This is a genomic window from Vibrio hepatarius, assembly GCF_018860525.1.
Lineage (GTDB): Bacteria > Pseudomonadota > Gammaproteobacteria > Enterobacterales > Vibrionaceae > Vibrio > Vibrio hepatarius_B.
Genome location: NZ_JAHKPM010000052.1, coordinates 1 through 5,196 on the forward strand (window position 1 = coordinate 1; position 5,196 = coordinate 5,196).

Below are 5,196 nucleotides of genomic sequence, written 5' to 3' on the forward strand. Positions count from 1 at the left end.
AGGTTGATAGATTTTTAGCTTTATTCTCATTGAGCATTTGATGGCAATAGATGCCACAAACTTTTACGTTTTTGGTCGCGTTATAACCTTCATAAGTTCTTATGTTGGGTTTTCCTACTACCAGCACTTCGTTGTATTTACCGTTAGTGCTATCGATAACACTTCTAGGAGCGTCAACCTTTGCATATGTCCCACCTTCAGGAGTGTAACCTTGCTTTCCTTGCCCTTTGAAGTAGCTTTCGGTCAGGGCATAAGTATTTTTGGGCTTATCTACCTCATTTCCAGCGTGGTTTTGAAATTGCACATCATGTGGGGAAGTTGAAATGATATTTTGAGCTGGCGCTGCCAGAATCAAACCGACATCAGCCCATTGTGATTTAAAGTGTTGCCCTGTTTCTACAACCGAAGTGCTGACAACATCCCAAGAGGACAAAAGCTCTTCCGCTTTTTGGCTTAGTAGTGGTGATTCTTGTTTGAAGTCACGTATGGTATGTACTAAGAATTGCTTTGGCTTTATATGGGCAGTATCAACTCTATCACGACCCATTCTCTTATATGCATCCACAGTTTTGAGTGTGTCTTCTTGTAGCTTTTGCCATTTAGGTAAAGCTGATTTATGACTTTTATCACTCTTGGAGAAAATATTTGAGGTAATTGTTTGACCAAAAATTCGCATCATTAACCACTATGTTTAACTAAATAAATCAGGTATTGATTGTGCGGGAGCATTACCGACCCTAGCTTAACTTCAAAAGCACATGGCATGGATTCAAAGCACTACTCACAAAGGCGCACAATTGATTCATTAAAGAAAATCATTATCTATAGGTTTAATAAATCGCGTCTAATGAATTCTTGTGAAAAAGTATGCAATATTCAGAAAACCTGAGCGTGACTGGGGCTTACAACAAGTCAAATAATGATTTGACGAGCTCTACAAATTTGGCAGTATGAACCTGTTCAGCATGTGCAAAAAAGACATCAAGAACAAGAACAAGAACAAGATTAATATTGCACGAAAGGGCAGGAATTTGATGGTGGGGTCAGATCCCATTTCGCGGGTTCTTTAATAAGGTACAGCTAGCTAAAATATGGACAAAAACGCGTTAGATATATCGCTCTAACGCGCCTTACTCCGATAAGAAAAAGTAACTTAAAATCTCAAATATTTGTTAAAATCGACTCACCTTGCATCCCATTTTCTTTTGAGTTCGATAAAGCGTTCATCATCACTTAACTCGGTACTAGCTTCTATCATTTGATCTAAATACTCCCCAATGTAGTAAGGCCATTTGTTAACATCATCAGGTAATACGATGTTCAGAAGTAACAAAAGATCATTAGGATATTTTTTAAGTACGTTGTCGTCATTTAGGTAGATGTGGTTAGCGCGTTCTAATTTCGTTAAGAACGGAGTGATTAGGTTTACAATTTCAGGGAAGTGTTCTTCTGCCCAAAATGCGATATTACAAAGGCGTTCAGATACAGCGGGTGATTTAGCAGCAAGCTGTTTAGGCCAAACATTTGAGATAAGTTTTCTGAATGGTAGTAACCAATGCTCTTTGTCTTCACTATCTCCATGCCTTGCTTGCCATAATATCCCACACCTAAAGTCATCACTTGATTTAATTAATACTTCTTTTAATTCAAGATCAGATACCCACCTTTGATCCTCATCTTTAATTTTCCAAGCTGAGAAAATCAATCCCACAATAGCATCCTGATGACCTCTGCTTTCAACTTCTCCCGAATATGCCAATTCCAGAATACTTGGCTTCAAAATGGTGAATAGTTCTTTCCCGCAAACTCCTCCCCATAAAACACCAGCCCAAAATGCCTGACGGTCTTCTTCGGAAGAAGAGTTTAAGGCAGAAAGTAAGTGCCGTTGAGTCCAGTCAGGATCAACCCAAAAGCACCAACTTAAACTGCGGCTAAGTATAACCATTGCGTAACGATGTAAATCATTAGGTAAAGCTAATAATTGGTTGAGCAATAACAATAAATTTCCAGTGAAGCACTCTCCAGATTCAAAAGTACGGCTATGCTGTGATTGCAGTATTGCACTAGTTAAGTTTCCAGTTGGCGAGTTTATTGAATCCATGGACCAATCAGGGGCTTTACTACCTCGAATTATTGAAGATTCACCCTTGGCAGGTTGTATCGACATTGCATCAACTAATTTAAACGCTAATTTATAGTATGTAGCATAATAATTATCAGCAAGTACGCTAGTAGATTTCTCAAACCAGCTTGATACTGAACGAAGTATTTTTGCCAAGTCGTCACTGGTAAAACCAGACAAACGCTCTGCAATTAATGCCATAAATCGGGGTTTATCATTCTTACGAGCTTCAGAATAAAGGAAAGTATCCCAAGCCCAGTCAACAATGTTTCCCTTTTTTGCCGAACAAGTTAACGCGTTGAAAGCTCGAATCGGTTTTTCTTGTGATAAACCAAGAAATGGGTCTTTATCAATCAAAAAATCATCTTGCCTACCAGATAATTCACTTGCTCTTTCAAGGATTGAGGCGATTGGTTCATCTGCTAACAAAGAATAGTCTGTATTTTTCGTAACAATACCACTGCGAAATGCAAAGGAGCGCGCTGCATCTTTTGCATACTCAGGCTTCCATTCCGGCGCATCATCTCTTAGCATATCAACTAACTTATCTGTTGCTATTGTTAACTCACAACCATTTTGTTTAAGCCAAGTTACTCTATCAAGAATATTTATCGCTTTCCGTTCCTTAAATCTATTTTCATCTTCGGTTTTCCATCGTTTAGGTCCTTGCAATATTCTATTTTCTATTGTGGAACGGCTACATTGATCGAGTTCTTTCCATCTAGCTACGAAAGCTAGAAGCAAGTCTCTAGCATGATTACTATGCCAAAATGCTTCGTCTGAAAGTTGATTTAAAGTAGTAATAATACTTTCATTAGGCACAAGATTGGTTTTCCCTAACGCCCAAATCTTTAACCTTGCAAAGATAGTACTGTCATCGCATGGCCACCTTGAAAGCTCTTTGCGAGCAGCATCAAGGTCAATCAAAACTAATTCCTCTAAGTAAGAAACAAACAGCAATACCCATGCAGATAGACCGTAAGCTGGACTATACGCATCCTCTGTATTCTTATCGGTTGTTAACGAACAACTCAGGCTCAGACCATATCCTCCTATTTCTTTTTCTAGTTCAACAGCAAGCTCTAGGTTACGTCTCAGGACTTCAACGGTACGAATTATCCACTCATCAGGAATTTCTAGCCTTCTTGGTGGTTCTGAGTAATGGACATATAAATGAATTAAGTCTCTTAAACTAATCTGCTCCAAGTTGATCTCATTCGGGGTGCGGAAAGTCGGCGTGACCTTGATGAATGGTTTCGTTACCTTTTCAAATTGCCGTAATATTCTGGGACACCAACCATTATTTTCTATTGCTCTTTCCAGAGTAGACCAGTCGCGGTGTCCTCCTTTATCAGTCTGTTCAAAGCCATCCAAAACATAGCTCCATGCCTCATTGACTGTACTATCCATATCTTTAGAACGACGCTCACACTCTGACTTAAGTACAAACTGAACCCAAGGATGAAGGCATTGCTGCTTCGTAACCCACCAGATTACTTCTGGCTGTTCCGCCACTCTGCTCAACCAATATGTTAATGAGTTGAGCCTTTGAGGCAGGGTTGAAAACTGAGGGTAACTAGAATCATCCCCTCTAAATCTTATAGAACGTTGGTCTTGTGTTCCTTTAATGTCTTGTGAGTTAAACTCAAATGCATCCCATGCTCCTGTGGGAACTTCACGTTTGTTATAAAAGTCATTAGGGTCAACATGCTGTGGTGTATGATCCGAATCCAACGAGTAAAAGTGAAATGGGTCTACCATCTCAGTTAGGTTTTCTGCACCGGATGAGTTTCTACGAGGAGCTTCATATCTCAATTCAGGATCAAACACATGAAGCCAAGTGGCAGGAGCTAGTATTTCACTATTAGCAAACTTTTTGGTTCCTTCGGATGTAGAAACAATATGTGCAATCTGACCGCGTTCAAAGGGCAGTAGGAGGTGAGGCCCCATTCCAGCTTTTGTGATTATTCCTTGATACCATGCATCCGGGTCAGAAGCCCGCTCGGCCCAAGATTCCAAAGTGTTCCAAAGCGCGATATGTCCATTTGTTTCGTCATACGCAATCGCTTTTACCCCCTTATGGTGCCACTTTGAGCTAGCGTAACTTTCATCACCAGATTGAAATGCGTATATATCGTTGAGATGACTTGAGCTTTTATTGAGTGCTTCTAACAAATACTGAATTGGCGGATCATCCGCAGAATAACCGACAAAAACTACGACATATTTTTCCAATATCCCTTTGACAAATGAAGTAGCCCAGCCATTAGCCAAGTAAGCATCACCAAATTCAGAACTTGAGAGGACGAAGCCGTTGCTTGCAGCACCTGTACCATCCTCGTTTACTTTGCCATGAAGGTATACAGTGCCATTAAATTCAACGGAATGATTAAGATCAGGTAGTCTCGGGGGGATAAAGGTATGTATATCTGGTTTGCAAAGATCAAATAAGCGATCAAAGTTAGTTGTTACCAAACGTACTATGCCATCATTCGTTGTAGCTAGTTTAAGCATCGTTTGGTGCGCACTAAGGTCAACTTCTCCCTCAGGTGTGAGAGCCTTAGCTACTGATTTATATATATCGCTCGTTAAGAACTCTCGTTCTAGCAAACCAAATATTCTGTCAGCCGAAACTACTCCTTCCACGTCAGTACTAGCGGCTATTTCTTTAGCAGCATCTATAAGCTTCAAGGCAGGGCTGTTGGTTTCTACACCAAGCTCAGATGTTACTGATGAAGCTAGCCCAAAAAAATCGGCAAACCCCGCCTTTGCTCTTGAAACACCTGCGCCACAGAAAAACACCACCCGACCTTGGTCTCTGGCTAATAAGAGTTCATCAGGTATTGAAGGTCCATTTTCGAGGAATCGCATCATGTTTCCTTTTTGTGTTTAAAGTCCTAACTTTTAGGTGTTGTGACTTAAGCGATGATTAATCGCATCAATAGAGGCGATAGCGCTCCTATTGGTAATAGCTGCACTAAGCTAAATGTGAATACAATATCATATTTAGCTTAGAAAGCTCTGACGAAATGCCCTTTGTTCGGATAAGAAAAATGGCTCTTCTCCGGTTACAT

General features: G+C 40.2%; 2 protein-coding genes. Both read right to left on the reverse strand.

The window, feature by feature from the left end:
- A partial coding sequence (locus KO511_RS15110; protein WP_215988240.1) for a hypothetical protein occupies positions 1–679 on the reverse strand: 679 nt, incomplete at its 3' end.
- A 504-nt stretch (positions 680–1,183) separates the two neighbouring features.
- Complete coding sequence (locus tag KO511_RS15115; protein WP_252724397.1) at positions 1,184–4,996, reverse strand: SIR2 family NAD-dependent protein deacylase; 3,813 nt, start codon at positions 4,994–4,996, stop codon at positions 1,184–1,186.
- Between the last annotated feature and the right edge of the window lie 200 nt (positions 4,997–5,196).